At 61.1% G+C, this 26,087-nt stretch carries 25 protein-coding genes, 1 pseudogene and 1 other annotated feature; of the genes and pseudogenes, 17 read left to right on the plus strand and 9 right to left on the minus strand.

Annotated elements, in window-relative coordinates; genetic code table 11:
- Together FE782_RS05655 and uxaC are read left to right on the plus strand one after the other, a co-directional pair.
- Positions 1-159: pseudogene (locus FE782_RS05655) on the plus strand (NADP-dependent phosphogluconate dehydrogenase); the annotation flags it as partial.
- A gap of 15 nt (positions 160-174) precedes the next feature.
- Positions 175-1,587 (plus strand): glucuronate isomerase, encoded by a 1,413-nt coding sequence (gene uxaC / locus FE782_RS05660; protein ID WP_138193101.1) that lies wholly within the window; start codon positions 175-177, stop codon positions 1,585-1,587.
- A 106-nt stretch (positions 1,588-1,693) separates the two neighbouring features.
- On the opposite strand, the gene FE782_RS05665 is transcribed toward uxaC, so the two are convergent.
- Positions 1,694-2,218, minus strand: a complete 525-nt coding sequence (locus FE782_RS05665; RefSeq protein ID WP_138193102.1) for a hypothetical protein — start codon at positions 2,216-2,218, stop codon at positions 1,694-1,696.
- Between the two features lie 260 nt (positions 2,219-2,478).
- Positions 2,479-3,048 carry a CBO0543 family protein gene (locus tag FE782_RS05670; protein WP_238392360.1) on the minus strand — a complete coding sequence of 190 codons (570 nt, stop codon included), beginning with the start codon at positions 3,046-3,048 and terminating at the stop codon, positions 2,479-2,481.
- Between the two features lie 190 nt (positions 3,049-3,238).
- On the opposite strand from FE782_RS05670, the gene FE782_RS05675 reads away from it, so the two are divergent.
- Positions 3,239-3,556, plus strand: coding sequence for a hypothetical protein (locus FE782_RS05675; RefSeq protein ID WP_138193104.1), 318 nt, complete (start codon positions 3,239-3,241; stop codon positions 3,554-3,556).
- Positions 3,557-3,621: 65 nt separating this feature from the next.
- On the opposite strand, the gene betC is transcribed toward FE782_RS05675, so the two are convergent.
- Together betC and FE782_RS05685 are read right to left on the minus strand one after the other, a co-directional pair.
- Positions 3,622-5,097: a choline-sulfatase gene (betC, locus tag FE782_RS05680; protein WP_138193105.1), complete on the minus strand. Its 1,476-nt coding sequence runs from the start codon at positions 5,095-5,097 to the stop codon at positions 3,622-3,624.
- 160 nt (positions 5,098-5,257) lie between these two features.
- Positions 5,258-6,490, minus strand: a complete 1,233-nt coding sequence (locus FE782_RS05685) for an MFS transporter (protein WP_238392377.1) — start codon at positions 6,488-6,490, stop codon at positions 5,258-5,260.
- A 254-nt stretch (positions 6,491-6,744) separates the two neighbouring features.
- On the opposite strand from FE782_RS05685, the gene FE782_RS05690 reads away from it, so the two are divergent.
- Entirely contained in the window at positions 6,745-7,269 is a 525-nt protein-coding gene (locus FE782_RS05690) for an RDD family protein (RefSeq protein WP_138193107.1), read from the plus strand.
- Positions 7,270-7,290: 21 nt separating this feature from the next.
- Here the strand turns inward: FE782_RS05690 and FE782_RS05695 are convergent, their stop codons facing one another.
- Positions 7,291-8,247, minus strand: a complete 957-nt coding sequence (locus FE782_RS05695; protein ID WP_138193108.1) for a C40 family peptidase — start codon at positions 8,245-8,247, stop codon at positions 7,291-7,293.
- 145 nt (positions 8,248-8,392) lie between these two features.
- On the opposite strand from FE782_RS05695, the gene FE782_RS05700 reads away from it, so the two are divergent.
- Together FE782_RS05700 and tyrS are read left to right on the plus strand one after the other, a co-directional pair.
- Positions 8,393-10,159, plus strand: coding sequence for a glycerophosphodiester phosphodiesterase family protein (locus FE782_RS05700; protein ID WP_138193109.1), 1,767 nt, complete (start codon positions 8,393-8,395; stop codon positions 10,157-10,159).
- A 67-nt stretch (positions 10,160-10,226) separates the two neighbouring features.
- Positions 10,227-10,468: a binding site (T-box leader), on the plus strand.
- Positions 10,469-10,528: 60 nt separating this feature from the next.
- Positions 10,529-11,818, plus strand: a complete 1,290-nt coding sequence (tyrS, locus tag FE782_RS05705) for a tyrosine--tRNA ligase (RefSeq protein ID WP_138193110.1) — start codon at positions 10,529-10,531, stop codon at positions 11,816-11,818.
- 54 nt (positions 11,819-11,872) lie between these two features.
- Here tyrS and FE782_RS05710 read toward each other — a convergent pair whose 3' ends face one another.
- Both FE782_RS05710 and FE782_RS05715 read right to left on the minus strand, forming a co-directional pair.
- Complete coding sequence (locus FE782_RS05710; RefSeq protein WP_138193111.1) at positions 11,873-13,564, minus strand: M3 family oligoendopeptidase; 1,692 nt, start codon at positions 13,562-13,564, stop codon at positions 11,873-11,875.
- 79 nt (positions 13,565-13,643) lie between these two features.
- Positions 13,644-14,438 (minus strand): helix-turn-helix domain-containing protein, encoded by a 795-nt coding sequence (locus FE782_RS05715; protein WP_138193112.1) that lies wholly within the window; start codon positions 14,436-14,438, stop codon positions 13,644-13,646.
- A 103-nt stretch (positions 14,439-14,541) separates the two neighbouring features.
- Here FE782_RS05715 and FE782_RS05720 point away from each other — a divergent pair, with 103 nt between their 5' ends.
- A complete protein-coding gene (locus FE782_RS05720) occupies positions 14,542-15,333 on the plus strand; it encodes a phytanoyl-CoA dioxygenase family protein (protein WP_238392361.1) in 792 nt (263 codons plus the stop codon).
- Between the two features lie 91 nt (positions 15,334-15,424).
- Positions 15,425-15,622, plus strand: coding sequence for a hypothetical protein (locus FE782_RS05725; protein ID WP_138193113.1), 198 nt, complete (start codon positions 15,425-15,427; stop codon positions 15,620-15,622).
- Between the two features lie 6 nt (positions 15,623-15,628).
- On the opposite strand, the gene yxiS is transcribed toward FE782_RS05725, so the two are convergent.
- Positions 15,629-15,925 (minus strand): protein YxiS, encoded by a 297-nt coding sequence (gene yxiS / locus FE782_RS05730; protein ID WP_138193114.1) that lies wholly within the window; start codon positions 15,923-15,925, stop codon positions 15,629-15,631.
- A 68-nt stretch (positions 15,926-15,993) separates the two neighbouring features.
- On the opposite strand from yxiS, the gene infC reads away from it, so the two are divergent.
- The 6 genes from infC to FE782_RS05760 all read left to right on the plus strand — a co-directional run bounded on the left by infC (position 15,994) and on the right by FE782_RS05760 (position 21,073).
- A complete protein-coding gene (gene infC, locus FE782_RS05735; protein WP_138193115.1) occupies positions 15,994-16,476 on the plus strand; it encodes a translation initiation factor IF-3 in 483 nt (160 codons plus the stop codon).
- Positions 16,477-16,510: 34 nt separating this feature from the next.
- Entirely contained in the window at positions 16,511-16,942 is a 432-nt protein-coding gene (locus FE782_RS05740) for a DUF6157 family protein (protein ID WP_138193116.1), read from the plus strand.
- Positions 16,942-17,907 (plus strand): AAA family ATPase, encoded by a 966-nt coding sequence (locus FE782_RS05745; protein ID WP_138193117.1) that lies wholly within the window; start codon positions 16,942-16,944, stop codon positions 17,905-17,907. The genes FE782_RS05740 and FE782_RS05745 overlap by 1 nt, the downstream gene beginning before the upstream one ends.
- 6 nt (positions 17,908-17,913) lie before the next feature.
- Positions 17,914-19,005 (plus strand): DUF58 domain-containing protein, encoded by a 1,092-nt coding sequence (locus FE782_RS05750; protein ID WP_138193118.1) that lies wholly within the window; start codon positions 17,914-17,916, stop codon positions 19,003-19,005.
- Entirely contained in the window at positions 19,002-20,330 is a 1,329-nt protein-coding gene (locus FE782_RS05755) for a DUF4129 domain-containing protein (protein WP_138193119.1), read from the plus strand. Before FE782_RS05750 ends, FE782_RS05755 begins: the two co-directional genes overlap by 4 nt.
- Before the next feature lie 314 nt (positions 20,331-20,644).
- Positions 20,645-21,073 carry an SRPBCC family protein gene (locus FE782_RS05760; RefSeq protein WP_138193120.1) on the plus strand — a complete coding sequence of 143 codons (429 nt, stop codon included), beginning with the start codon at positions 20,645-20,647 and terminating at the stop codon, positions 21,071-21,073.
- Positions 21,074-21,144: 71 nt separating this feature from the next.
- On the opposite strand, the gene FE782_RS05765 is transcribed toward FE782_RS05760, so the two are convergent.
- Positions 21,145-22,899, minus strand: a complete 1,755-nt coding sequence (locus tag FE782_RS05765; RefSeq protein WP_138193121.1) for a methyl-accepting chemotaxis protein — start codon at positions 22,897-22,899, stop codon at positions 21,145-21,147.
- A 127-nt stretch (positions 22,900-23,026) separates the two neighbouring features.
- On the opposite strand from FE782_RS05765, the gene FE782_RS05770 reads away from it, so the two are divergent.
- The 3 genes from FE782_RS05770 to FE782_RS05780 are packed head-to-tail and all read left to right on the plus strand — an operon-like array spanning position 23,027 to position 26,071.
- Positions 23,027-24,106 carry a LacI family DNA-binding transcriptional regulator gene (locus FE782_RS05770; protein WP_238392362.1) on the plus strand — a complete coding sequence of 360 codons (1,080 nt, stop codon included), beginning with the start codon at positions 23,027-23,029 and terminating at the stop codon, positions 24,104-24,106.
- Between the two features lie 31 nt (positions 24,107-24,137).
- Positions 24,138-25,298, plus strand: coding sequence for a Gfo/Idh/MocA family protein (locus FE782_RS05775; RefSeq protein ID WP_138193122.1), 1,161 nt, complete (start codon positions 24,138-24,140; stop codon positions 25,296-25,298).
- A gap of 44 nt (positions 25,299-25,342) precedes the next feature.
- Entirely contained in the window at positions 25,343-26,071 is a 729-nt protein-coding gene (locus FE782_RS05780) for a ThuA domain-containing protein (RefSeq protein WP_138193123.1), read from the plus strand.
- The last annotated feature ends 16 nt before the right edge of the window (positions 26,072-26,087 follow it).

Here is a 26,087-nt window from a genome sequence, read left to right on the forward strand (position 1 = left end):
ACGCCGTCGTTCTCGTCGGCGCTGGCGTACTACGATTCGTACCGGACGGAGCGGCTGCCGGCGAACCTGCTGCAGGCGCAGCGCGACTACTTCGGGGCGCACACGTTCGAGCGCGTGGACAAGGACGGGACGTTCCACTTCGAGTGGATGGCCGAATAAGGGGAGGTACGGGAGATGGCGAAGCCTTTTCTGGATAACAACTTCATGCTGCACAACCCGACGGCGGAGGCGCTGTATCACGAATACGCGGCGTCGATGCCGATCATCGATTACCACTGCCACTTGAGCCCGCAGGAAATTTGGGAAAACAAGCGATATAAGAACATCACCGAGCTATGGCTGTACGGCGATCATTATAAGTGGCGCGCGATGCGAGCGAACGGCTACGACGAATCGTTCGTTACGGGCGATGCGAGCGATTACGATAAGTTCCTCGCGTATGCGAAGACGGTGCCGATGACGCTCGGCAACCCGCTGTACCACTGGACGCACCTCGAGCTGAAGCGCTACTTCGGCGTCGACGAGCTGCTGAACGAGAAGACGGCCCCGGCGATTTGGGAGAAGGTGAACGCCCTCCTCGCGGGCGAAGGCTATCGCGCGCGCGATTATATCGTGAAGTCGGACGTGAAGGTTGTCTGCACGACGGACGATCCGATCGATTCCCTCGAATACCATCGGTTGATCAAGGCCGACCCGACGTTCGACGTCGCGGTGTTCCCGGCGTTCCGTCCGGATAAGGCGTTCGGCATCGATAAGCCGACGTACGTCGACTACGTCGGCAAGCTGTCGGCCGCGAGCGGCATCGACATTCGATCGTACGACGATCTTCTGGCGGCGCTCGAATCCCGCATCGACTTTTTCCATGCGAACGATTGCCGCGTCTCCGACCACGGACTCGATTACTTGCCGTATGCGACGGCGACGAAGGAGGACGCTTCGGCGATCTTCGCGAAGGCGATGGCGGGCCAGCCGGTTTCGTTCCAAGAGGAGCAGCAGTTCAAGACGGTTACGTTGGTGTTCCTGGGCAAGCAATACGCGGCGCGCGGCTGGGTCATGCAGTATCATATCAACGCGCTTCGCAACAACAACACGCGCATGTTCGAGGCGCTCGGGCCGGATACCGGCTTCGACTCCATCAACGATTCGCAACTTGCTGCACCGCTTTCCCGACTGCTCGACGCGATTCATAGCGACGGCGGCTTGCCGAAGACGATTCTGTATTCGCTCAATCCGGTGCAGAACCATATTATCGGGACGATGATCGGCAACTTCCAAGGCGGCGGCGTCGCGGGCAAAATTCAGTTCGGCTCCGGCTGGTGGTTCAACGATACGAAGGAAGGCATGATCGCCCAGATGAAGGCGCTCGCGGAGCTCGGATTGCTCAGCCGCTTCGTCGGCATGCTGACCGATTCGCGCAGCTTCTTGTCGTACACGCGGCATGAATATTTCCGCCGCATCCTGTGCAATTTGCTCGGCGAGTGGGTCGAGGCGGGCGAGTTCCCGGACGATCGCGAGCTGCTCGGCGAGATCGTGCAGAACATCTGCTACAACAACGCGAAGAACTACTTCCCGTTCCCGACGGCCTAATCGGATTGCATAACCAACAAAAAAACGGCGCCGCGGAGGAATCCGCGGGACGCCGTTTTTTTTCTGGGGGACGCTTACGTTCGCGTTCGAACCGGCTGCGCCGCGGTTATTTCGCTCCCTGCTTTCCGCGGAACGGATTGCGGAATCCGACCTCCATCGCGCGAGGCGGGAATCGATCTTTCGCGAAGATGCCTTCCTGCCACTTCTGATACGCGAAGATGATCAAGGAGATGCCCACCATCAGCAAGAACACATGGACGTCGTTCAAACGGACGAGACGATAGACGCGGCCTTCGAACAAATCGTCGAAGACGAACGCCTGCAGCGCGTCGACGGCGACGTTCGTAGCCAGATACAACCAGAAGTTTCGGTACGTGAAAAAGAAGATCCATATCGTTCCGACGGCGAAGATGCCGTAGACGAAAGACACGTTCGTGATATACCCCCAAGGCACGATCCACTCAAGCATCTTCCACCAGTCCAACGCGTGAGCGATTTCGAACACGACGGTCACGATCAAGACGGTGAACACGGTGACGGGCATATACCGCTTGATGACGTCCTTCTTCAGGAAAAACAAGGAAAACCAAGGAACGATGAACGCGATCCAGAGCAGGAATTTATCGGTCATGGCAAATACCCTTCTTGTAGCGTCATAGGTTTTTGCGATATAGGTTTTCCATGGAATGTAAGTTTCATTCGCGGAAGGAAAGATCGCATGACCGACGGCCTTCCTGCTGCGTACTCGGGTTTATCGCTCGGTCAAGCAGACAATCCGCGTCGGCCCAGTCGGCATGATCCCAGTCGCCGCCGGGTGCTTGGAGCCGGCGGACGCCCGCCGGAGGGCCGACCGAGCAGGACGTCGCGCCCTTCTCACGAGTCTCGATGCGCCTACGGTCCGGAGCTCTTCTGCGCGTACTGGAACAGGTCGGCCAGCCACTTGCAGACGAATCCGCCGACCAAGTAGAAGAGGAATAGTTGGAAATAGTTGGATTCCAAAAAGACGAACAAATCCAACGCGGACAAGAGCGGCTTGAACAGGAAGGAGAAGGCGGCCGACAGCAAGCCGATGTACAAGTAGTAATTTTTCTTGCGATTCAGCGTCCATTGATACGTAAGCATGTACGCGACGGGAATCAAGGAAGCGTCTATACCGATGCCGGCAGGGAACAACACCGTGATTTTGTACGGATATTCCCACAAGCGATGGGACGTCGCAAACAAGTCGCAGTAAACGGCGATCATATGCGCCGACAAACCGAAGAAACCGATCCGGAACGCTTGCTTGCGATCCACGAAGCGCGCCAGCGCGATCAACGGCAGTACGAATATCGCGACAATCAGCCAAAACTGCCACGTATCGTATCCGGAGTAGGCTTTCCAATACGCGAACCAATCGTTCGTTAACGCGGAGGCTCGATTCGTCAATTCTCTAAATAGCTGATCCTGTTTATCCGACATAAGCTTCGTTCCTTCTTGGTATGTATTGAGGAGCTGCGTTATTGCGGCCCTGCCATGCATCCGGAGGTAAGCATGTACGCTTAGCTTTTACAGTGATTCAATTTATATCCAAAATTTATCAGCCGGATTTGCGAATCGCAGTCGCGGAGAGGTAGTATTAGGCTATATAAAGCGAGCGGAGGTCCGGACCATGAGTCGACGTTATCGCATTACGAGAGAATTTCAACAAGACGTTCCGTCGCCGCGAACGATCTCCCTGGAGGAGTGCAAGGCGTATTTCGCCTCGAAGCCCGACTTTACGTATTCGCCGGTGTATACCGTGACGGGCACCGGCGGCGCCGCGACGATGTCCATCGAAGGAGATTTCTTCCTCTGGAGCTTCGGCGACGCGTCGATACCGTTCCGTCATTACGACGGGGATCTTTACGTGTCGGGCGCCAACGACGCGGTCATCCCGAAGATGCTGGAGGTCGCGAGCGAGCTGAAAGCGGACGTATCGGACGGGTAGGAAACGAGAAAGCGGCAATCCGGGACGGGACGTCCGGGGATTGCCGCTTTTTTTTTCGCAACTACCTACCATTCTCTAGACAGCCCCGCGATCGGGGGATGCCACTTCGCGGTCGTGCCGGTCGCGAGCGCTTCCCCGATCAGCCTCCGCTCTCGCTGACTGCGAAGGACGTCCGCTTCGATCCGGTCGAAGTCGATAAGGCCGTGCAGCCGCTCGCGAAGCCGCGCCGCCGTACCCTGCAGCTCGGGGTCGTCGATCGCGTTCCTGCGCTCGTCGGGGTCGAGCTCCAGATCGAACAGCAGCGGCTCGTGCCCCTGCACGTGCACGTATTTATACCGCCCTTGGCGCACGAACGCCATCGGCCGGAGCGCGCCTTCCCCGTAATATTCGCAGACGACCTCGTCCTTCCATTCCGCGCCTTCGCGAGTGAGCACCGGAAGAAAGCTGCGGCCGTCGGTTTCTCCGATTCGTTCCGCCGCATCCGGCACCCCTGCCAGGTCTAAGATCGTAGCGGTCAGGTCGACGAGCGATACGGCTTCCCGCGCGACCGCGCCGGCGCGGAACCGTCCCGGGCAGGACAGCACCAACGGCACCTTCGCGGAAGGATCGAAGTAGGTCCGCTTAAACCACATGCCTCGCTCTCCGAGCATCTCGCCGTGATCGCTCGTCAGCATGACGACGGTGTCGTCGAGGAGTTGCAGCCGCGCCAGCTCGTCGACGAGCTGGCCGACTTTGTCGTCGACGTACGTCACCATCCCGTAATACGCCCTGCGATTCGCGATCAGCTCCTCCTCCGTCAGCGGGAACGCGTCCGCCTCGTGATGCGTCTGAATCCATCGGTCGAACGGGTGCATCCGCTCCGGAGCCGCCGCCGGGACGCGCGGCGCGGGGACGGCCGCGTCCTTGTACATGTTCCAATACTTCTCCGTTATGACGAACGGATCGTGCGGGTGGAAGAAGGAGGCGCACAGGAAGAACGGCCTCCGTTCCTCCGCGGGCACTCGGCCGAGGTCGCGGATTTTCTCCAGCGCGCGGCTCGCGACTTTCTCGTCGTACGCAAGATGATTGTTCCACGTTTCGAGTCCCGCGTGCGCCTTCAGCCGGCGAACCCCGGTGCCCGGATTCGGGTATGTCCCCCGCGACCAGTCGGGCGTCAGCTCGAAGCCGGTCGCGTGGATATCGCGCGTGAGCCGATGTTCGAAGCCGTGGAGCTGATCCGGACCGACGAAATGCATCTTGCCGGAGAGGATCGTCTCGTAGCCGGCTCTTCGCAGCGCATGGAGGAACGTCGGCGTCGACGCCGGCAGCTCCGATCCGTTGTCGTACGCGGCGATGCGGCTCGGCAGCTTCCCGGTGACGAACGAAGCGCGGGACGGCGCGCACAGCGGCGAATTGCAATAAGCGTTCGCGAAGGCGACGCCTTCGCGAACGAGCTTATCGATGTTCGGCGTCTTCACGATCGGATGGCCTAGCGCGCCGATGCAGTCGTACGCCATCTGATCGACCATGATCATAACGATATTAGGGGAACGTAGGGACATAGGAGAGCCTCCTCAAGGAACGGATCTTTGGATCTGTACCCCGATCATACCACAAGAAGTCGCATATTCGCGACAAGAATCCCACAACATCACACAATCGATCCCTCTCGTGGCAACAGAAAACCCCGGGCTCACTTTGCCCGGGGGTCCGTCCTTACGCTTATACCGTTGCGCCCGTCGCTTTCGGTTCGCCGGTCGGCGAGCCGGAGCCGCCTCCATGCTTGAAAAGCGGAACGAGCAGCATCGTGCCGAAGGCGAACAAGATACCGCCGAATGCGTACACCGCGAACAGCGATACCGCGTCCATGATGACGCCGGCCGCCGACATGCCGACGACCATCATCCCCATGAACATCGGGTTGAGCACGCCGTTGACGCGTCCGACGAAAGATTCCTCCGTGTTTTGCAAGATCATCGTGTTGATCCCGATGTGAATGCAAGGGAAGAACAGCCCGTTCAACACCTGGAAGCCTATCGTCAGCGGGACGCTCGTAGACCAGCCGATGCCGACGGTGCATAACGCGCCGGCGATCATGCCGAGCGCGAGCAGCTTCGGAGCGGAAATTTTCTTCGAGAGGGCGAAGATAAAGCCCCCGCCGACAAGCATCGCGGCGCCGTTCGCCGCCAGCAGCCACTGCAGGAACCCCTTATCCATGCCGAGATTGTCGGTCGTCACGAACAGCATCAGCGGTTGGATGAGACCGACGGCGAGGCCGGCGAGCGCGAACGTGCCGCCGAGCGTCTTTAGCGCCTTACGCTGGAAGACGTAACCGAAGCCTTCCTTGAATTCGCGTTTGAAATTTTTGTCGGTCGCCGCTTCGGCAGAAACGACGACGTCCTTCGGCAGGAACGACAAGGCTAACGCGGACAAGAGGAACATCGTGCCCATGACGCCGATCGAGACGAAGATGCCGTAGTTTTGGTATACGAACGTTCCGATCATCGGGCCGATGACCATAAATATGGCCATAAGCGTCTGGAACATCGCCATGACCGGCTGCAGCTGAGATTCCGGTACGTGGCGCTTCAGCAGCTTCATCGCGGACGGCATCGAGAACTGGGACAGGATGGCCGAGACGAGCGTGGCGAAGAAGATCGTCTGCCAGGAGCCGAACATGAGCGTCAGCAGCACGACGAAGACGGACACGGCCGAAAGCAGGTCGCACCAGACCATCGTGCGCTTCGGACGCCACCGGTCGGCGAACGTGCCGCCGATGAACGAGAACAGGAAGATCGGGGCGAATTCGGCGACGGAGATGAGCGAGACGTACTTCGGGTTGTCGTGCGTGATGTCCGTGACGTAAAGCAAAATCGCGAAGTTGCGCACCCAAATGCCAAGCTGCAGCAGCAGGTTGGAGGCGATGATCGCCTGGACGTACGGGTTGCGGAACATCGAGCTCGCCGGCTTCGAAGCCGACGGCCCGCCCGAAGCTGGGAGCTCCGGTTGTTGGGGGGTATGCATGGTTTCACTCCTTGAAATATTGTGTTTCTGCGTCATGCGCGAGATGCGGTGTTCCTATTGTAATGAATGACGGTAGGGGAAGGTCAAGTAGAAAGTTAAATATAACGATTTTTTCTGCGGTGGAGCTTCGCCGGGTCTCGTGGTATGTTGGAAGAGCGAAGGATTCCATTCGAAGGGGGTGCTGTATGAACGCTTCGTTTCAGCACCGATCGAAGGCCTTCCTCCTTGATTACGTCCTCATTCTTGCCTATCTCGTCATCCTCGTTCTCGCGAACGTCATATTCGCTCCGAATTTGCAAGGCTTGTTCGAAGGGTCGCCGGCCGTCGCTCAATTGTCGGGGTTCGTTATGGTCACTTTGCCGGTGTCGTTGTATTTTATCGTCTGCGATTCCGCGTTCGGCGGCAGGTCGTTCGGAAAGAGGAAGACGGGGATCCGTGTCGTCGCCGCGGACGGAGCTTCTCTATCCGTGCCTCGCGCCGCGTTCCGAACGATGCTGAAGTTTCTCCCATGGGAGCTGTCGCATTATGTCGTGCATCGACTCGTGCGTCTCGGAGACGAAGAGCTGCCGCTGCAATACGCGATCGTCGGCGGATTCGTCTATGTACTTATGTTCTCCTATATTCTTACAGCCCTCTTTACGAAAAGGAAGCAGTCTCTCTACGACATCCTAGCGAAGACGCAAGTCGTCAAAGAAAGCGGCGAAGCGTAATCGCTTCGCCGCAAGCCTTCGTCAAATCACTCGTTTCGCCGAGATGAAGCGGTCCATCCAATTCTTATCGAGCTGCGTCACGGTGACGCCGATGCCGACGCGGAACGTGTGCAGCACCTTGCCGCCGCCGACGTAAATGGCCACGTGCCCGACGCGGTCGACGCCTTCCTTGTTCGCGCGCTTCGGCGTCGTGAAAAACAGCAAATCCCCCTTGCGCAAATCCTCGAACGCGACGGTCTTTCCAAGCCCGCTCTGCTGCCGCGAATTGCGGGGCATGTCCATGCCGTGCATCTCGTACAAGTAGTTTACGAACGAAGAACAGTCGAACGTAGCCGTCTGCCCGAGGTTTGCGTCGAACTCGTACGGCGTGCCGAGGTAGGCGAGACCGGCCTCGATGATCGAATCGGCGGTCCGTTCCCATGCGGGACGCTGGGCGAACGGCACGTAATCGGTGACGTTCGTTCGGGCGTACCCGATCCGACCGTCGGCGACGACCTTCAGCCAGCCGCCGGCTTCGGACAACACGACGACCGATTGCCCGGCTTTGAGTCCGCTGCCGACGACGGCGCCCTTCTCGTCCATGTTTCGGTATAACGCCGCGCTCTTGACGAGCTTCGCAGACACCGTGTAGGAAGCGTTCGGGTACTTGCCCGGCACGTCCGACACGGGATCGTCGTCGTTCTCCGAATCGACGAGCGTCGCGGTGGACGTCTTCGCGTCCCATTGCACCGTCAAGCCGAGCGCCTCGGCGGCCATGCGAATCGGTATGTAGGTCGTTCCTTTATAGTTCATGCTGCCCGGTACGCTCTCCGTGCCGTTATGGAACGTCGCGCTAGCCGAGAACGACTTCCCGTTCGCCGACCATCGGAACGGTGCGAGCACCGCTTCGACCGCGGCAGGGGCGGCCGAGGCGACGAAGCTCGTTCCGCCGACCGCGACGACCAGGATCGCCGCGGCGCCTGTCATCCATTTCCTCATTCTGCATCATCTCCCACACTCCTAGACTGCTATCGATAGGGAAAAGTTTCGCCGAAAAGGGTGGGAATTGTTCCCAAAACGGGCGATGTCGCCGCGATCCGTGCTATGATGAAGGAGCGAAACCTCGAATTTATGGAGCGTAGAGATGAAAGTATTCATTCGCCATAGCGCAAGAGATTTACAGCGCGTCTGGAAGCAGATCCTCGTGTTCGAGTCGATCTATATGGCGGCGACCAGCTTGTTGTTCGTGCCGGCGCTCGCCTTCCTCTTCAACCGATTTCTGCTCGCCTTCGGAGGCAACCTGCTGCTGAACGGCGACGTGTACCGATTGGCGCTCAGTCTGAAGGGAGGAACCGTGCTCGCCCTCGTCGGCTTCGCGGCCGGGCTGATCGTGTTTCTCGAATTCGGCACGGTCATCGTCGTCGCGCAGCAACGCTTATTCGGCCGCGACACGTTCATCTCCGACGCCTTCGCCACGGCGGCTCGCGCCTTGCCCCGACTGCTCGGACTCGGCTTCATTCAGTGGGTGCTGCTGTTATTCACCTTCTCGCCGTGGGTCGATACGCCGCTCGCGGGCCTGTTGCTCGGCAACGTGAACGTGCCGATCGTGCTCGTGAACCATCTCTACGAGTCTAAGTTTCTCTTATTCTTGTATTCCATCGTACTGGCCGCCGCGGCATACTTGTTCCTGCGCTGCATCTTCGCGATGCATTATATTTTGATCGAAGGTCAGTCGACTGCGCGCGCGATTCGGAACAGCTTCGCGTTGACTCGCCGGAACATGGGCACCTTGATCGTACATATCGCGCTGTTGAATGCGATCCTGTACGCGGCCGCGGCGATGGCCGTGTACGGGGCTACGTTCGCGATCGAGCGATGGGAGTCGCCGCTCCGTTTCGTCGTCGCCGACTGGTACGTTCCCGTCGCGAGCTTGCTGGCGCTCTTATTCGCCATGTTGACCGTTCCGGTCAATCTCGTCGTGCTGACGAGGCTGTTTTACGTTATGCGCCGCGCGGCGGGGGTTCCGTTCGAGAACCGCCTCCGGCTCGTCCGCAGCCGCTTGCTGCGGCATCTCGAATTCGCGCTCAAGCGGTACTTCCGCACGCGGACCGTGCGATACGGGATCGCGCTCTTCGCGCTCGTTTACGCAGCGGGCGTGCTCGCGCTGCATCAATCGTACGCCGAGAGGCTCATCTATTTGGATTGGCACGTGAAGGTGATCGCGCATCGCGGCGACATCCACGCCGCGCCGGAAAATACGATCGCGAGCATACGCGCCGCCATCGAAAGCGGCGTCGACGCGGTGGAGATCGACGTGCAGCTGTCGAAGGACGGCGTCGTCGTCCTGAACCACGACTATACGCTCGAGCGGGCGGCGGGCGTGCCGCTCGGCGTCCACGAGCTGACGTACCCGGAGTTGGTCGCGCTGGAAGTGAGGGGCGCATGGACGGGCATGCCGACGGAGCGCATCGCGACGCTGGAGGAGGCGCTGCAGGAAGCGAAGGGACGGACGAAGCTCGTCATCGAGCTCAAGCCCTACGGCGACGCGGACGCCTTGGCGCGAACGACGGCGGAGCTCGTCGCGTCGGCGGAGATGGTTCCCGAGGTGTATCTTCAATCGTTCGATTACGGGGTGCTGCAGACCGCCAAGAGCGTCGTTCCGGAGCTGAAGACGGGGCAAATCTTGTTCGCGGCCGCAGGAGACGTCTCGTCCCTCGATGTAGATTTCTACACGATCAGCCAGACGATGCTCTCCGAACGATTCATCGAACGGGCGCATCGTCTCGATCGGGAAGTATGGGTGTGGACGGTGAATATCGAACGCAACATGCGCGAGGTGCTGAAATACGACGTGGACGGCGTGATCACGGACTTTCCGGATAAGCTGCAGCGCATCGTCGGCGTCGAATAAGCCCGAATCGACGCGGGGGGTTGCATTCCTGCTCGATTATCGTATAGAATAGGTCAAAGTAAAATCGTTCATCGCGATGATCGGAAGCAGTAGCGTGCAAGCAGTCGGAGCAGAGAGTCGGCGGGTGGTGCAAGCCGAACCGAAGCTTACGCGCGAATTACGTCCGGGAGCATCTCGCCGCGAAACCGCCGAAGGCGGAAGGGCGAGACGGGGGTCGCCGTTATCCGACATGAGAGTGGAAGACGAAGGCGGCTTTACGACGGCGCGTCGTCTTCAAGCAGGGTGGTAACGCGATGACTCGTCCCTTGATAGGGGGGCGGGTCTTTTTTGCGTATCAACATATCATGTAACGACAAGGGAGTGAGTGTCATGGCGAACGACATCGCGAACAGACAGACGACGGATTTATTGGTGGACTTGGAGTACCGCGGACTGATTCAACAATCGACGAATCGCGAAGCGCTGGACGAAAAGCTGAAGAAGGAGCGGGTCGCCTTGTACAGCGGCTTCGATCCGACGGCGGACAGCCTCCATATCGGACACTTGCTTCCGGTCTTGACGTTGGTTCGCTTCCAGAAAGCCGGTCACTTGCCGATCGCGTTGGTCGGCGGCGGCACAGGTCTCATCGGCGATCCGAGCGGCAGATCGACGGAACGGTCGCTCAATACCGACGACATCGTCGCGCAATGGACGGAGAGCTTGAAGGGGCAGCTGTCGCGGTTCCTCGATTTCGAATCGAAGGACAATCCGGCGAAGCTGGTAAGCAATTACGAATGGTTGAAGCCGCTTGACGCGATCTCGTTCCTGCGGGACGTCGGCAAGTACTTTACCGTGAACTACATGCTGGCGAAGGATTCGGTTCAATCGCGCCTCGCGAACGGCATCTCCTTCACGGAATTCAGCTACATGATCCTGCAGGCGTACGATTTCTATAAGCTGCAGCAGGACCACGGCTGCTCGCTCCAAATCGGCGGCAGCGACCAGTGGGGCAACATTACGGCGGGCCTCGACCTCATCGGCAAGCTCGGCGGCGGCGACGCGTACGGCCTTACGCTTCCGCTCGTCACGAAGAGCGACGGCAAGAAGTTCGGCAAGTCCGAGTCGGGCGCGGTCTGGCTCGATCGCGCGAAGACGCCGGTGTACCAGTTCTACCAGTTCTGGATCAATACGGACGACGCGGACGTGGTGAAGTTCCTGAAGTACTTCACGTTCTTGTCTCCGGAACAGATCGCGGCGCTCGAGGAAGACGTGAAGACGCGTCCGGAGCAGCGGAACGCGCAGCGCGCGCTGGCGCAAGAGGTGACGCGCCTCGTGCACGGGCAGGAAGCGCTCGACAGCGCGGAGAACATTACGCGGGCGCTGTTCTCGGGCGACTTCGCGTCGCTCAGCGAAGCGGACCTCGTCGAGGCGCTCGCCGAGATGCCGACGACGACGTTCGAGGGTCAGGCGGAGACGAGCCTGATCGATCTGGTCGTCGCGGTCGGCGCGGCGCCGTCTCGCCGTCAGGCGAAGCAGGACATCGAGAGCGGCGCGGTGCACGTCAACGGGACGAAGCAGACGGCGATCGACTTCGTCGTCGGCCCGGAGCAGCGGTTGTACGGCACGTACGTCGTGCTGCGGCGCGGGAAGAAGAACTACTACCTGGCGAAGTTTCAATAAGACGAAGAAGCGAGCGGCCCGAGGCGGGTCGCTCGCTTTTTTTGGCCGTCTAGATTACAACGCCTTGTCGTCGATGCCGCGCAGCCAGCCGTCGATGTCGCCGATGATCGACGAGACGCAGCCGTCCTCGAACGGCGAACGCAGGCCCGCGAGCCGCACGAGCGAAGTGAACGATTCGCTGCCGCCGGCGCGGCACAGCTTGACGTAACTCGCCCACGCTTCGCCTCGGTCGTCGTTCGCGCGCTTCCAATACTGCAGGGCGCAAATTTGCGCCAGTGTATAATCGATATAGTAGAACGGGCTCTTGAAAATGTGCTGCTGCTGATGCCAAAACCCGCCGCGCGAGAGGAACGGCATATCGTCGTAGTCGCGATTCGGCAAGTATTTCCGCTCGATGTCCCGCCATGCCGCTTTCCGCTCCGCCGGCGTCATCTCCGGATTCGCGTACACGACATGCTGGAATTCGTCGACCGCAACGCCGTACGGGATGAACGTAATCGCGCCGGCCAGATGCGAGAACTTGTATTTCGCCGTATCCTCAAGGAAGAACGACTCCATCCACGGCCACGCGAAAAATTCCATGCTCATGGAGTGAATTTCGCAGGCGTCGAGCGTCGGATGAATGTACTCCGGCACGGCGAAGTCCCGGCTTAAGTACGCCTGGAAAGCGTGCCCCGCTTCGTGCGTGAGCACGTCGACGTCGTGCGCGGTGCCGTTGAAGTTCGAGAAGATGAACGGCGCCTTATGCGTTCCGATGAATGAGCAGTAGCCTCCGACGCGCTTCCCCTTCTTGCTTTCCAAATCCATCAGGCCGCCTTCGAGCATAAACTCGAAAAATTCGTTCGTCTCCGGGGACATGTCGGCGTACATCGCCTTGGCTCGCTCCACGATCCAGGCCGGGTCGCCCTTCGGCTTCGGATCGCCGCTGAGGAACGAGATGCCGTCGTAGTACCGCAGCTTGTCGAGCCCGAGCCGTACCCGGCGGCGTTCGTGCAGAGCGGAGGCGACCGGCACGATATGCTCCAGCACCTGCTTGCGGAACGCCGCGACCTGCTCGGGACCGTAGTCGGTGCGGTCCATGCGCGCGTACGCGAGCGCCGTGAAGTCGCGATAGCCGAGCTTGCGAGCGATGTTCGTGCGCAGCTTCACGAGGTCGTCGTAGATCGCGTCGACCGTCTCCTCGTTCGCCTCGAAGAAGGCGTACCGGGCGTCGGCGGCGCGCTTCCGCGTCGCTCGGTCCGTCGACTGGAGGAACGGGGCGAGCTGCGACAGCGTCCGCTCCTCGCCGTCGAATTCGATGCGGGCCGAGGCGACGAGCTTGATATACTCGCTGACCTTCTTGTTTTCTTCCTTCAACTCCTCGACGATCGACGGATCGAACGTCTTCAGCGCCAGCTCGGCGGCATCGAACAGCTGACGTCCCCATTGCGCCTCCAACTGCGGCCGGTAGGTCGACGCGATGAGCGCCTTATAGAAGTCGGTAATAAGTCCTTGATAGACGGGAGACTGCTCGTCGATGAATTCCTGCTCTCCCTTATAATACGGATCCGTCGTATCGATCGTATGCCGGATGCGCGCGATCGCGAACATCGAGGACACCTCCACGCGGGCGTCGTTGATCGCCTCGAAGGCTGCGGCCGCCGATTCAAGACTTTCGGCGCGCTCGAACGCGTCGAGCAGCGCACGGAATCGGCTCTCGAATGCGGCGAGATCGGGGCGGACGTACGGATACTCTTGAAATTTCATGAACGTTCCTCGCTTCCCTGGGAAAGAATGTAAGGCGAAAACGACGCATCTGCGTATAAGTATACCGATTTCTCCTCCGCTAGACCAACCCTTGCCAAGATTCCTTGCGGACTTGCGACGGCGATTTGCCCATTCGCTGCTTGAACATTCTGGCGAAATGGTACGACGTCTTGAACCCGCACCGCGCCGCGATTTCCCCGACGGAGAGCCCCGTGTGGACGAGCATGTCGTGCGCGGCGAGCACGCGGTACTGCCACACGTACCGCATCGGCGTCGTGTTTTCGTGCCGCTTGAACAATCGGACGAGATGCTCGGGCGAGACGCCGGCTTCCTTCGCCAGCTCGTCGAGCGTCAAGTCCTCGCCGAATCGCCGATGCGCGGCCGCCTTCGCCGCCGTCACCGATTCGTGCGCGGCGGTCGTCTTCGGCGAGCGCGACGCCATCTCGGCGTATAGACGGACCGCCGCGAGCCCGAGCGCCTTCGCGACGCCGTCGGCCAGCCGCTCCTTATCCCGGAGCGACAGCAGCAGGTCCGCGAGCCGATTGAATTCCTCCGTCAGCGGTTGGACGCGGGGGAGCGGCTCGAGCAGGCGCGCGGCCGCCGCGGCGTCGTTCACCTCGACGGCGATCCACCGGTGCCACGTCGGCATCGTTCGGTGGAACGCGAACGTCTCCGTCCGGCCGGGCAGCAGCATCGCGACGCGGCCCGGCGGGCAATCGAGCGGAACGCCGTCGATCTCGACCCGCATCGCCCCGGTATGGAGCAGAACGAACTGCACGTCGAGCTGGAGGCGCGGGCCGAATGCGCCGCCGGGGTTGTAGATGACGGTGCCGGGGGAGGCGCCGCGGACATATTCCATAGGGAACGGCTCCATTCGCACCCTCTCCTTGTCGCCGATGATCAATTATAGACACAATCATATCAGATGCAGCCATTGTTCGTCTGCGGGGATTTTCTTATGATGGATGCAAACGTTCATGGCGAGAGGGGCAGCGTTCATGCAGAAAGAGGCGGTTTTTCCGGCTAGATTAACGCCGTTGACCGAAGAACAGGTAGAGTTCTTTCACGAGCATGGGTACGTTCTGGTGAAGGGAGGCTGCAGCGCGGATTTGATCGATGCCTTCAACGGACACATCCGAGACATCCGCTCCGGAGACGACATCCCCGAGTGGGCGCTGCCGCGGAAGGGGGGCGGACCGGTGCAGGAGAAGGATCGGTTCTCGGTACGTCTCTTCAACCCGCATATCCACGACGGCTTCTCCCGTCAGGTCATGAAGCTTCCGATCGTCCGCGGCGCGCTGGCGCAGGTGATGGGGGACGAAGCGGTTTGCGTTCAGAGCATGTACTTCTACAAGGAGCCGGGGTCCCCGGGTCAGGCGGCGCATCAGGACTACTATTATATTAAGGACGACCCGAAGTCGATGGTGGCGGCTTGGATCGCGATGGAGGAACTGGTGGACGAGGAGAACGGCTGCCTCTGGGTCATCCCGGGGACGCATCGTCTCGGACTGCTGCCTCACGGAAGCGTGACGAACCTGGAAGAGCACGAAGCGTGGACGCACCAAACCGAAGGGGTCGACTTGCGTAACCAGATTCCGGTCGTGATGGAAAAGGGGGACATTCTCTTTTTCCATGAACTGCTTATTCATTCTTCCAACAAAAACCGGAGTAAAGACCGCTGGCGCCGCTCGTACGTATGCCACTACATCCGTCACGATTCCACCGTGCTGCACCGGGAGGATTTGCGGGTGAAGTATCCGTTGTATTAACGTCGCGGCGCACGAAAGAAGCCCGCTCGGAGCGATTCGCTCTGGGCGGGCTTTCCTTATTATGGTATCCTCTTTCCAAGGAGGTTGGCTCATGACATTGCATTCGTTGCTCGTGAAGGACGCCATTCAGATCGTGTACGACGACGCGAAGCGTCACGTCCTGTTGGAGCTGTCGTCGGGCGGCTACCGGGAACGGTACGTGGCGACGCATATCGACGATCCGGGCGAGATCGACGACATCGTGGCCGCGCTGCTCGAAGCGAAGCGGCGGCTGTCCGAGAACGCGTAACCGGTATTATTTTCGGCTGCGGATCGCCTCCGACACGACGAACGCCAGGTCGTCGTTGCCGAATACGGAGAGCATGTTCAGCACCGTCTCGTCCGCGACATCGCCTGCTTCCTCCTTGGGGACGGTCAACTCGAGCGCCGCGAGCAGCTCGGGGTTGTGTTTCTGTCCGGGGTACGCCCGCTCGTACAACTCCTGAGGGTCGAGGCCGCGGTTGATGCTCCATTGCGCGAACGCCAGAATCATCATTCGCTCGTCTTTGCGGTAATTTTCTATAATTTGATCTTCCAGGTCTTTGCGATTCATTGATACGGACTCCTTCGTCGCGGTAATATAGGTTCATATATTATAGACACGCGATTGGAGTTAACACAATGATCAAGAACGAAAAAATCAAGGCGTCGGAAGTGGCGCTGACCGGCGTCGACGGAGAAAACCTCGGCGTCATGAAGACGACGGAGGCGCTCGCGCTGGCGAAGAAGCTGAAGGTCGACCTCGTCTGCGAATCGCTGTTCAGCAGTCCGCCGCCGTGCCGGTTGATCGGCGCGGGCGCGGCCCGGGACGCGAAGCAGCAGGAGAAGCGGAAGGAACGCGCGCCGAAGGTGAAGGAGATTCGCCTCACGCCTACGATCGAAGCGCATGATTTCGATACGAAGAAGACGCAGGCCGAACGCATCTTGAAGGGCGGAGACGCCGCGCTGTTCGTCGTGAAGCTGTCGGGCGCGAAAGAGGGCGAGGCGGCGAAGCGGTTGCTGGAGGATTTGATCAAGGAGCTCGCGCCGTTCGGCGCGAAGAAGACGGGCATCCAGCTGAGCGGCAAGCAGGCCGCGGTGCAGCTGGACCCGAAGGCGGATTGACTTACGTACCAAGAAAGCGAGGCGTTCGTTGCGCATGACGAATAAAATCGTAAATACGTTCGTGAAGGTGTCGGCCGACTGTCCGGCGGAGCGCGGGATCGTGCCCGCGTCCAAGAAGGAAACGAAGACCGCGCACGAGGTGCAATACGAGATTCTGACGGAGCATCCGTATACGTACGACCTTGACGGGCTGATCGTCGAGACGTACATCCGCCATAAGCTCGCCGGCGAAGCCGTCGACGAGGCGAGGCGGGCCCAGGTGCGGGGCGAGCTCCTGTCGAAAGGACAGCCGTGCATGCGGGCGTCGATGCTGCCGAAGAAGTTCGGCTGGGGCGTCCATTACGACGAAGCCGGCCGCATCGCGATCGTTCCGATGGAATCGGAGGAATACCAGCGGTTTTTGGAACGCACGGATTTGAAGCAAGAGTTCGCGATGCGAAACAAGAAAGCGGGGAGCGCGAAATGATGAACGCGGAAAGATTAGGCCGCATGATCGAGGCGATTCGCCGGAACGTCGGCGCCGTCGTCGTCGGGAAGACGGAGACGGTAGACTTATTGCTTACGGCGCTGCTCGCGAACGGGCATGCGCTCTTGGAGGACGTGCCGGGCACGGGGAAGACGCTGCTCGCGAAGACGCTCGCCCGCTCGCTCGGCTGCGACTTCAAGCGCATCCAGTTTACGCCCGATTTGCTTCCGTCCGATGTAAGCGGAATCAATTTTTATAACCAAAAGAGCGGGGAATTCGAGTTTCGTCCCGGACCGCTGTTTACGAACATCCTGCTCGCGGACGAGATCAACCGCGCGACGCCGCGGACGCAGTCGAGCCTCTTGGAGTGTATGGAGGAGAGGCAGATTACGATCGACGGCGTGACGCATCGGCTTACGGCGCCGTTCCTCGTCATCGCGACGCAAAACCCCGTCGACAACCAGGGCACGTTCCCGCTGCCGGAGGCGCAGCTCGACCGGTTTCTGATGCGCATTCCCGTCGGGTACCCATCGCATGCGGAGTCGCTGTCGATGCTGCACCGATTCCGCGAGGACAACCCGCTCGAGACGCTCGAGCCGGTCGCTTCCGCCGCCGACGTCATCGATGCGCAGCGGTTCTCGCGTTCCGTCGCCATCCGGGAGGAGCTGCTCGATTACATCGTGCGCCTCGCGGAGGCGACGCGAGCCGACGCGGACGTCCTGCTCGGCGTCAGCCCTCGCGGCTGCCAAGCGTTGATGCGGGCGTCGCAGGCGCACGCGGCCGTCAAGGGGCGGGACTACGTCTCGCCGGACGACGTCAAGGCGGTCGCGGCGCCGGTGCTCGCGCACCGCATCTTGACCCGCAGCGCGGCGAGAACGCGCGATTCGGGAGGCGCCGACGTCGTACGGAAGTTGTTGAACGGCCTGGAAGTGCCGTCCGAGCCGGCGCCGTCGGCCCGAGGGTAGCGGGCGATGCTCGCCTGGATGTTGGTCAACGCGGCCGTCCTCCTCGGGCTGATCGCTTGGGTGTACGGGAAGTTCTCTTTAAATCATGTCGGGTACGCGCGTTTTTTTTCCAAGCACGCGGTGTTCGCGGGCGAAGAGATCGAGATGGTCGAGCGCATCGTCAACCGGAAGCTGCTGCCGTTGCCTTGGGTGCGGCTCGAGTCGATGATGGCGCAAGGGCTCGTCTTCGGCGAACAGCAAAATCTCGACATTCGCGGCGGGGAGAAGTTCCAGAACCATATCAGCCTCTTCAGCCTGCGTTCGTATCGCCAGATCGTCAGGCGCCACCGCGTCGTCGCCGCGAAGCGCGGATATTACATGCTCGATTCCGCGACGATGACGGCGGGCGACCCGGTCGGCTTGACGCGGCCGTCGCGCCGGTTCCCGCTGTCGCTTACGCTGACCGTCTATCCGGAGGTCGTTCCGATGCGCGAGGTGCCGCTGCCCGCCCATAGCTGGCTCGGCGACGTGACGGTGCGGCGATGGATCGTCGAGGATCCGTTCCTGACCGCCGGCACGCGCGAATACCGGTCGGGCGACGCCCTTCGGTCCGTCAACTGGAAGGCGACGGCGCGAACGGGGCGGATGCAGGTGCATCGGAACGATTACACGGCGGACCATCGGCTCATGATCTGCATCAACCTGGAGACGCACGACCGGATGTGGAGCGCCGTGCTCGAGCCGGAGCGCATCGAACGGGCGATCAGCTATGCGGCCTCCGTCGCCGTCTACGCGATGCGGCAAGGCGTCGAGACGGGGCTGCTCTCGAACGGGTGGACGTTCGGCGGACCGAAGCTTCCGGTGCGCCTCGATCCGGGCGGCGGCGAAGCGCAGCTGACCGCGCTGCTCGAGACGATGGCGAAGCTGCAGCTCGAGACGGCGGTGACGATGCACGCGCAACTCGACGACGAGCTGTCGGGCGACCCGTCGGACACGGACTACTTAATCATCTCTTGCCATCGCGGAGCCGAGCTCGAGGAGCGCGTCGACGCGCTGCGCCGCCGAGGCAACGGCGTAGAGTGGCTCTACGTCGAAGGAGAGGGGGACCGCCGTCGATGAATGCGATCTTGCGTCTGCGAACGTTATGGATCTCCTCCTCTATTGAGCTGCTGCTGCTGCTGCCTGTTTGGCTAGCATTATACGCATGGCTTCGTCCGTCCGGGGTCGTAGGGGCTGCGATCGGGATCGCGGCGGCGTCCTTCGCGGGCGCGGCGGCGAGTCTGCGCTGGAATCGCCGCTGGCAGCAGCTCGGGCTCGGGCTGTTGATCGGAGCGGCCTTCTTCGGAGCGCTGCTGCTCGCGCGCGCCGACGAATTGCTCGCCGCCGTCATGGCGGGCGCAGGCTTCGTCGCGGCGCTGCAGGGGGTAACCGTCTCGGAGCGGATCGAAGCTCCGCAATGGCTGTGGTACGGCTTGGCTCTGTATTTCGTCGCCGCGATCGTGTATCCGCGCCTCGACGCGCTGCGGGATACGGTGACGGCGCTCACGATCGGCGGCGCCGTCAGCCTCGCGATCGCGTTGTTCGCGTCGAACGGCACGTTCCTGCGCGGCGCGTCGCTCGCGGCGAGCCGCACGCGAAGCGTGCCGGCGTCGCTGCGGCGGCATAACCGCGCGATGATGGCCGCCGTGCTGCTGGTCGTCGTCGCGCTGACGGCCGCCTTCGGGAATGCGTTCGGCAAGCTGTTATTCGCGTTCTTCCGTTGGCTGTTCGGCCTATTGCCGAACGAAGCGCCGGCGGAAGAGGCGCCCGCGCCCGAGCCGCCGCCGCAGACGATGCCGGAAGGGCTGCCGGCGGCCGAGGGGGAGCCCGGGTTATGGGCGCAAATTCTCGACATCATCGGGTACGCGATCGGCATCGCGGCGGCGCTTGCGCTTCTCTTCTTGCTCGGGAGATGGGTGTACCGCAACGCCGGCGGACTTCTTCGCGAGTGGCTGCGCAGGCTGGCGGCGTTCCTGACCCGTTCGGGCCGAACGCCGGAAGATGCCGCTTACGTGGACGAAGAGACGACCGTCTTCTCCTGGGAGTCCGTCGGCAGGCGCGTCCGCGAATCGTGGCTCGGCCGCCTCGTCGCGCGCAGCCGCGCCGAACGGTGGGAGGATCAGCGCACGAACGCGGAGCGGGTGCGGTATTTGTACCGCCGCTGGCTGCGGGCGGCGGTCGACGCCGGATACGAGTCGCGCCGCCATCTGACGCCCCGAGAGACGGAGGCGGACGTGATCGCCTGGGCGGCTACTCGGCCTGCCGGTCGAGGCGGAACGCCGACGAGCGACGGGGGCAAGCAATCGGCGCTCGTCGAGCTGTACGATCGCGTGCGCTACGGCGACGCCGTCCCGAGCGACGAGGACGTCGAACGAACGCGCCGCATGCTCGAGTCGAAAAAGTAGGGATTTAAGCTTTCCCTCGGTAAGGCGGCGGCAGGTACATCTTTTCCTTTTGTCTTTAACTCAGGAACGATTCGTTACCGATTCTACAATGTTGTAAAGGGAAAACGACTTTTTCTACTTCCTGAGTTAAAGCAAAACGAAAAAAAGGGCGACGGCCGGAGGATGGAGGAAGGTCGGCGCGCGGGCAGGACTTTCGCGAGCCGAGAGTTACTTTAATCAGATATATTCCTTGACAGGAATATTCCTTTCGGTGTATATTGTAAGCATGAGGAACGTAAGTAAAATCTATTATTCTTGAGAGGCGGCTAATGGATATGGAAACAGAAAAAAAAGTAACGATCACCGTAGAAACCACAGTACATACCCCGGTCGAAGAAGCGTGGAAATACTGGACGGAGCCGCAGCATATCACGAAGTGGTCTTTCGCTTCCGAGGACTGGCACGCGCCTAGAGCCGAGAACGATGTCAGGGTCGGCGGAAGCTTCGTTACAAGAATGGAAGCGAAGGACGGCAGTTTCGGATTCGATTTCGGCGGCGTGTATGACGACGTAAGAGTCAACGAGCATCTTGCTTACACGCTTGGGGACGGAAGAAAGGTCACGATCGATTTCATTCGCCAAGGAGACGATACAAGAATCGTGGAAACGTTCGAAGCGGAAGGCACCAATTCCGTTGAAATGCAACAGGCAGGCTGGCAGGCGTTCATGGACAATTTCAAAAAATACAGCGAATCCTCAAAATAAGCATGGATATGAAACGGGACCGCCCGCAAGTCGTTTCGACTTGGGGCGGTCCCGTTCCGCGTCCGCGGCGATTACAAGCGGAAGCGGGAGGAGGCGTCCTTCAGCTGCCGCGCCAGTTCGGCCAGCGAGCGGGCCGACTGCTCCATCGACTCCATGACGGCGAGCTGCTCCTGCGAGGCGGTGGATATTTCCTGCGTCGCGGCGGCGGATTTGGAAGAGATGTCCGCGATCTCCTGGATCGACGCGGCGATTTCCTCGGAGCCTGCCGACATCTGCTCCGACGCGGCCGTCGTCTCCTCGACTTGGCCGAGCGCGCGCCGCGCCGCGGCGTCGATCGTGCGGAACGCTTCGCCCGTCCGGACGACGAGCTCCGCGCTCTCCTGCACCTCGCGCTCGCTCGCCGTCATCGACGCGACGCAGTACTGGATGTCGCCGCGGATTTTCTCGATCACCTGGCGAATGTCGTCGGTCGAGCGGTCGGACTGCTCGGCCAGCTTCTTGATCTCGCCGGCGACGACGCCGAAGCCGCGGCCGTGTTCGCCGGCTCTCGCGGCTTCGATGCTCGCGTTGAGCGAAAGCAGGTTCGTCTGGCGCGCGATGTCCGAGATCAGCTCCAAAATCGTCGCGATCTCCTCCGAGCGCCGCTCGAGTCCGTGGATCGTCGACGAAAGCTCGCGCACCGCGCCGACCGCTTGCTCGATCTGCCGCACGGCTCGTTCGACGGCCTCGACGCCGCTTGAGGCGGAAGACGTCGCTTGAACGGATGAGTCGTACGCGACGGCCGACGTCTCGGCGATGCGCTGGATGCCCGAGGTCATCTCCTCCATGGCGCGTGCGCTTTGTGCCGCGGCGGCGGACTGGGAGTCGACGCCGTGCGCGATATTTGCGATCGACTGCGTAACGCCTCGCGTCGCCTGCGCCGACTGACCGGCGGACGCGGCCAGCTGATGTGAGGCGTCAAGAACGCTCGCGGCGCCGCTCGACACCTCCGACACAAGCGTCCGAAGGTGGGCCGCCATCGTGTTCGTATCCTCCGCGAGCAGGCCGGATTCGTCGCGCCGCTTCACCCGAAGCGGCGGGGCGTTCAGCTCGCCTTGGGCGATGCGGCGCAGCCGCGCGGAGACGAGCGAGATCGGGCTCGTGACGTAATAGGCGAACGCGACGGTCGCAACGAGACCGACGACGAGCGCGACGGCGACGGTGACGGCGATCGCTTTTTCGATCCGTTGCTGCCCTTCGTTAAAATCCTGGATATACGAGCCGGCGCTGACGATCCACCCCCAGTACGGATCCTTCTCCGCGTAGGTAATCTTCATCGCTTCCTCGGTTACGCCTTCGCCCGGCAGCGGCCATGCGTATTCGGTAAATCCGCCGCCGTTCTGCGCCTTGGCGATCAAGTCTTGGATAAAGAAGAAGCCGTCCGAAGATCGCTCCTCCCATAGGCTTTGCCCTTCGCGCTTCGGATGGGCGACCGCCGTGCCGTCGTCGGCGAGCACGAAGAAGTACCCGTTCGCCCCGAGATCGATGTTCTTGTTGATCGGACGCGTGCCGTCCGTCCGGTAGGCCCCAAGGAGCATATCCTTCAGCTGGGATTGCGCCTGCTCGAGCGGCAGCAATCCGGATTTCGCTTGAGTATCTAAAAGCCCGATCGTTTCGACGACGAGACGAACGTTGTTCTTCAGGCTGTCTTCCAGCATGGCGTCCGTTTCCGTCGTCGAGGTTCGGAAGACGATCGTGCCTAACATGAGCGTAGGTACGGCCATGAGCAGGAAGGAGACGATCAATAATTTCCAGCGAAGCGAAAAGCGGGGACGTAAGGCTTGCATACAAAGTTTCTCTCCCTTAGATTGGATACATTTTCCTATCAGTATAATAGATCGATAGCACTAAGAGGAAGAGGGAGCGTATTAATAATTTATTGCGTTAACGATCTAACAAAGGGATTGACAGGCGATGGAAGCGAATGCGAAAATGTACACGTGTACATTCGATCGTCGGGAGGGATGGCTTACGTCGAAACGCAAACAAGTGGCGGAGCTCGCCGGCGTGTCCGAAGCGACCGTGTCTCGCGTCATGAGCGGCGTCGGCCCGATTCGCGAGGAGACGAAGCGACGCGTCCTCGAAGCCGCGGACCGGCTCGGGTATACGCCCAGCGCGATCGCCCGCAGCTTCGTGACGCAGCGCAGCGGCAACGTCGGCGTGATGCTCCCGGTCGTGCCGAAGGTGCACTTGTTTTCCGCATACTATTTTTCCGAAATCTTATCCGGGATCGGCCATGCCGTGGAGAAGCGCGGTTACCATCTTCTCCTTCAGTTCCGGCAAGCGGACGCGGCGCCCGACTATGAAAGCGCCTTCCGTATGCGGAAGGTAGACGGCTGCCTCATCCTCGGCGCCAAGTCGGACGTATCCGAAGCCCGCGCGCTGCGTACGCTTCACGAGCAAGGCTGGCCGTTCTGCGTCGTCGGCCAACGGTTCGACGAGCCGTACGATCAGGTCGATGCGGACCACAGGGAAGGCGGCCGGCTCGTCGCCGAGCATCTGCTCGACTCCGGACGGAAGCGCATCGCGCTCGTGAACGGGCCTGCGTCGTTCTCGAACAGCGTCGACCGGCGGGACGGCTTCGTCGACCGGCTGCGATCCGGCGGCGTCAAGTTCGACGAATCGCTCGAGTTCACGGGCAATTACAGCCGCAAGAGCGGATACGCGCTAGCCGAGACCTTGTACGAACGCAGGGGGGAATTCGACGCGGTGTTCGCGGCGAACGACCGGATGGCGATCGGCTTGATGCAGGGGTTGAAGGAGAGAGGCCTGCGGGCGGGAGCGGACTACGCCTTGGTCGGCTACGACGACTCGGACGCGTCCCGGACGACCGATCCGCCGCTGTCGACGGTGCATGTGCCCTTCTTCGAGATGGGCGTTCGCGCGGCCGAGCGTCTGCTCGACGGTATCGCGGGAGACACTGAAGAGGCCGGGCCGAGCGCGCAGCGTCTCGAGACGAGGTTTGTGACGCGGGAATCTTCCCGCTTGTCATAAAGGAATCATTTTCCCAAGGGAGGAATACGTTGTGGGCGAAATTCGCGTAGGCATGATCGGGTATAAGTTTATGGGGAAGGCGCATAGTCACGCGTACCGGGATTTGCCGATGTTTTTCCCGGAGACGACGAAGCCGGTCATGGCCGCCTTGTGCGGCCGCGACGAAGCCGGGGTAAGCGCGGCGGCGAAGCAGTTCGGCTGGGACGGCTATACGACGGACTGGCGGGAGCTCGTGAAGCGCGACGATATCGACTTGATCGACATCAACGCGCCGAGCGACGCGCACAAGGACATCGCCATCGCGGCGGCGGCGGCCGGGAAGCATCTGTTCTGCGAGAAGCCGCTCGCGCTGACGCTGGCCGATTCCCGCGAGATGCTGCAGGCGGCGGAGCAAGCGGGCGTGAAGCATATGGTCGGCTTCAACTACCGATTCGCGCCGGCGGTGCAGCTCGCGAAGAAGCTGGTGGACGAAGGGCGGCTCGGGCGCATCTTCCACTTCCGCGCGTGGTTCCTTCAGGATTGGATCATCGATCCGGACTTCCCGCTCGTCTGGCGGCTGCAGAAGGAAGTGGCGGGCTCGGGCTCGCACGGCGATCTCGGGGCGCACCTCATCGATCTCGCGCACTACCTCGTCGGCGATATGAACGAGGTGATCGGCATGAACGAGACGTTCATTAAGGAACGTCCGATGCCGTCCTCGATGACGGGACTCAGCGCTAAGGGCAGCAAGGACGCCCCGCGCGGCCAAGTCACCGTCGACGACGCGACGCTGTTTATGACGAAGTTCGCGAACGGCGCCCTCGGCAGCTTCGAAGCGACGCGCTTCGCCGCGGGACATCGCTGCACGAACTCGTTCGAGATCAACGGCAGCAAGGGCAGCGTCAAGTTCGACTTCGAGCGGATGAACGAACTTCAAGTATATTTCACGGACGACGCCGAAGACGTACAAGGCTTCCGCCGCGTCCTGGCGACGGATCCGTCCCATGCGTACGCCGCGGCGTGGTGGCCTCCGGGTCACACGATCGGCTACGAGCATACGTTCATCCACGAGGTGCACGAGCTGATGGAAGCGTTCCGCGAAGATCGCCAGCCGGCGCCGAACTTCCATGACGGCGTGAAGTGCCAGGCGGTGCTGGAAGCGGTGGACCGGTCCATCGACGAACGTCGTTGGGTAGCGATCGAAGAGATGTAATCCGGCGTTCGGCGTTTTCGACAATACGGAGGAGGAACCATACTATGAGCACAAAGAAAGCGTTAATCGTCTGGGGCGGCTGGCTCGGACACCAACCGGAGGAAGTCGCAGGCTTGTACAAGGGGATTCTCGAGCCGGAAGGCTTCGAGGTCGAAGTGTCGGATACGCTCGACGCGTTCGCCGACGTCGACAAGCTTAAAAGCTTGGATTTGATCGTGCCGAACTGGACGATGGGACAAATCGAGGGCAAGCTCGCGGGTAACGTGCTGGCGGCCGTTCAATCGGGCGTCGGCATCGCGGGCACGCACGGCGGCATGTGCGACGCGTTCCGGACGAACGTCGATTGGCAGTTCATGACGGGCGGCCAGTGGGTCGCGCATCCGGGCAACGACGGCGTCGAGTACACGGTCAGCGTGAAGTACAGCTCCAGCCCGCTGCTCGAGGGCATCGAAGACTTCGAGGTGAAGAGCGAGCAATATTATATGCACGTCGATCCGGCGGTCGAGGTGCTCGCGACGACGCGTTTCCCGAACCCGAACGTGCCGGGGCCGCATTCGCCGAACAAGGCGGTCGACATGCCGGTCGTCTGGACGAAGCGTTGGGGCGCAGGGCGCGTATTCTACTGCACGCTGGGGCATCAAGCGAACATTATCGCGATGCCGCAGGTGACGGAAATCATGCGCCGCGGCTTCCTGTGGGCCGCGGAAGGCAAGGCGAAGGCGACGGCCGCGGCGGCGGGATCGTATACCGGCATGCAGGATAATATTTTGTAAGAGGAGCCCTAGACGA

The organism is Paenibacillus antri, from assembly GCF_005765165.1.
GTDB lineage: Bacteria > Bacillota > Bacilli > Paenibacillales > YIM-B00363 > Paenibacillus_AE > Paenibacillus_AE antri.

Excerpts from the sequence above, each read along its gene's own strand:
- infC (WP_138193115.1), top strand. The coding sequence starts at position 15,994 with ATGATCAAGAACGAAAAAATCAAGGCGTCGGAAGTGGCGCTGACCGGC.
- FE782_RS05670 (WP_238392360.1), bottom strand. The coding sequence starts at position 3,048 with ATGTCGGATAAACAGGATCAGCTATTTAGAGAATTGACGAATCGAGCC.
- FE782_RS05750 (WP_138193118.1), top strand. The coding sequence starts at position 17,914 with ATGCTCGCCTGGATGTTGGTCAACGCGGCCGTCCTCCTCGGGCTGATC.
- uxaC (WP_138193101.1), top strand. The coding sequence starts at position 175 with ATGGCGAAGCCTTTTCTGGATAACAACTTCATGCTGCACAACCCGACG.
- FE782_RS05700 (WP_138193109.1), top strand. The coding sequence starts at position 8,393 with ATGAAAGTATTCATTCGCCATAGCGCAAGAGATTTACAGCGCGTCTGG.
- FE782_RS05685 (WP_238392377.1), bottom strand. The coding sequence starts at position 6,490 with ATGTTCCGCAACCCGTACGTCCAGGCGATCATCGCCTCCAACCTGCTG.
- FE782_RS05715 (WP_138193112.1), bottom strand. The coding sequence starts at position 14,438 with ATGGAGCCGTTCCCTATGGAATATGTCCGCGGCGCCTCCCCCGGCACC.
- FE782_RS05765 (WP_138193121.1), bottom strand. The coding sequence starts at position 22,899 with ATGCAAGCCTTACGTCCCCGCTTTTCGCTTCGCTGGAAATTATTGATC.
- FE782_RS05675 (WP_138193104.1), top strand. The coding sequence starts at position 3,239 with ATGAGTCGACGTTATCGCATTACGAGAGAATTTCAACAAGACGTTCCG.
- tyrS (WP_138193110.1), top strand. The coding sequence starts at position 10,529 with ATGGCGAACGACATCGCGAACAGACAGACGACGGATTTATTGGTGGAC.
- FE782_RS05720 (WP_238392361.1), top strand. The coding sequence starts at position 14,542 with ATGGCGAGAGGGGCAGCGTTCATGCAGAAAGAGGCGGTTTTTCCGGCT.
- FE782_RS05690 (WP_138193107.1), top strand. The coding sequence starts at position 6,745 with ATGAACGCTTCGTTTCAGCACCGATCGAAGGCCTTCCTCCTTGATTAC.
- FE782_RS05710 (WP_138193111.1), bottom strand. The coding sequence starts at position 13,564 with ATGAAATTTCAAGAGTATCCGTACGTCCGCCCCGATCTCGCCGCATTC.
- FE782_RS05725 (WP_138193113.1), top strand. The coding sequence starts at position 15,425 with ATGACATTGCATTCGTTGCTCGTGAAGGACGCCATTCAGATCGTGTAC.
- yxiS (WP_138193114.1), bottom strand. The coding sequence starts at position 15,925 with ATGAATCGCAAAGACCTGGAAGATCAAATTATAGAAAATTACCGCAAA.
- betC (WP_138193105.1), bottom strand. The coding sequence starts at position 5,097 with ATGTCCCTACGTTCCCCTAATATCGTTATGATCATGGTCGATCAGATG.
- FE782_RS05665 (WP_138193102.1), bottom strand. The coding sequence starts at position 2,218 with ATGACCGATAAATTCCTGCTCTGGATCGCGTTCATCGTTCCTTGGTTT.
- FE782_RS05760 (WP_138193120.1), top strand. The coding sequence starts at position 20,645 with ATGGAAACAGAAAAAAAAGTAACGATCACCGTAGAAACCACAGTACAT.
- FE782_RS05755 (WP_138193119.1), top strand. The coding sequence starts at position 19,002 with ATGAATGCGATCTTGCGTCTGCGAACGTTATGGATCTCCTCCTCTATT.
- FE782_RS05745 (WP_138193117.1), top strand. The coding sequence starts at position 16,942 with ATGAACGCGGAAAGATTAGGCCGCATGATCGAGGCGATTCGCCGGAAC.
- FE782_RS05740 (WP_138193116.1), top strand. The coding sequence starts at position 16,511 with ATGACGAATAAAATCGTAAATACGTTCGTGAAGGTGTCGGCCGACTGT.
- FE782_RS05695 (WP_138193108.1), bottom strand. The coding sequence starts at position 8,247 with ATGAGGAAATGGATGACAGGCGCCGCGGCGATCCTGGTCGTCGCGGTC.
- FE782_RS05770 (WP_238392362.1), top strand. The coding sequence starts at position 23,027 with ATGGAAGCGAATGCGAAAATGTACACGTGTACATTCGATCGTCGGGAG.
- FE782_RS05780 (WP_138193123.1), top strand. The coding sequence starts at position 25,343 with ATGAGCACAAAGAAAGCGTTAATCGTCTGGGGCGGCTGGCTCGGACAC.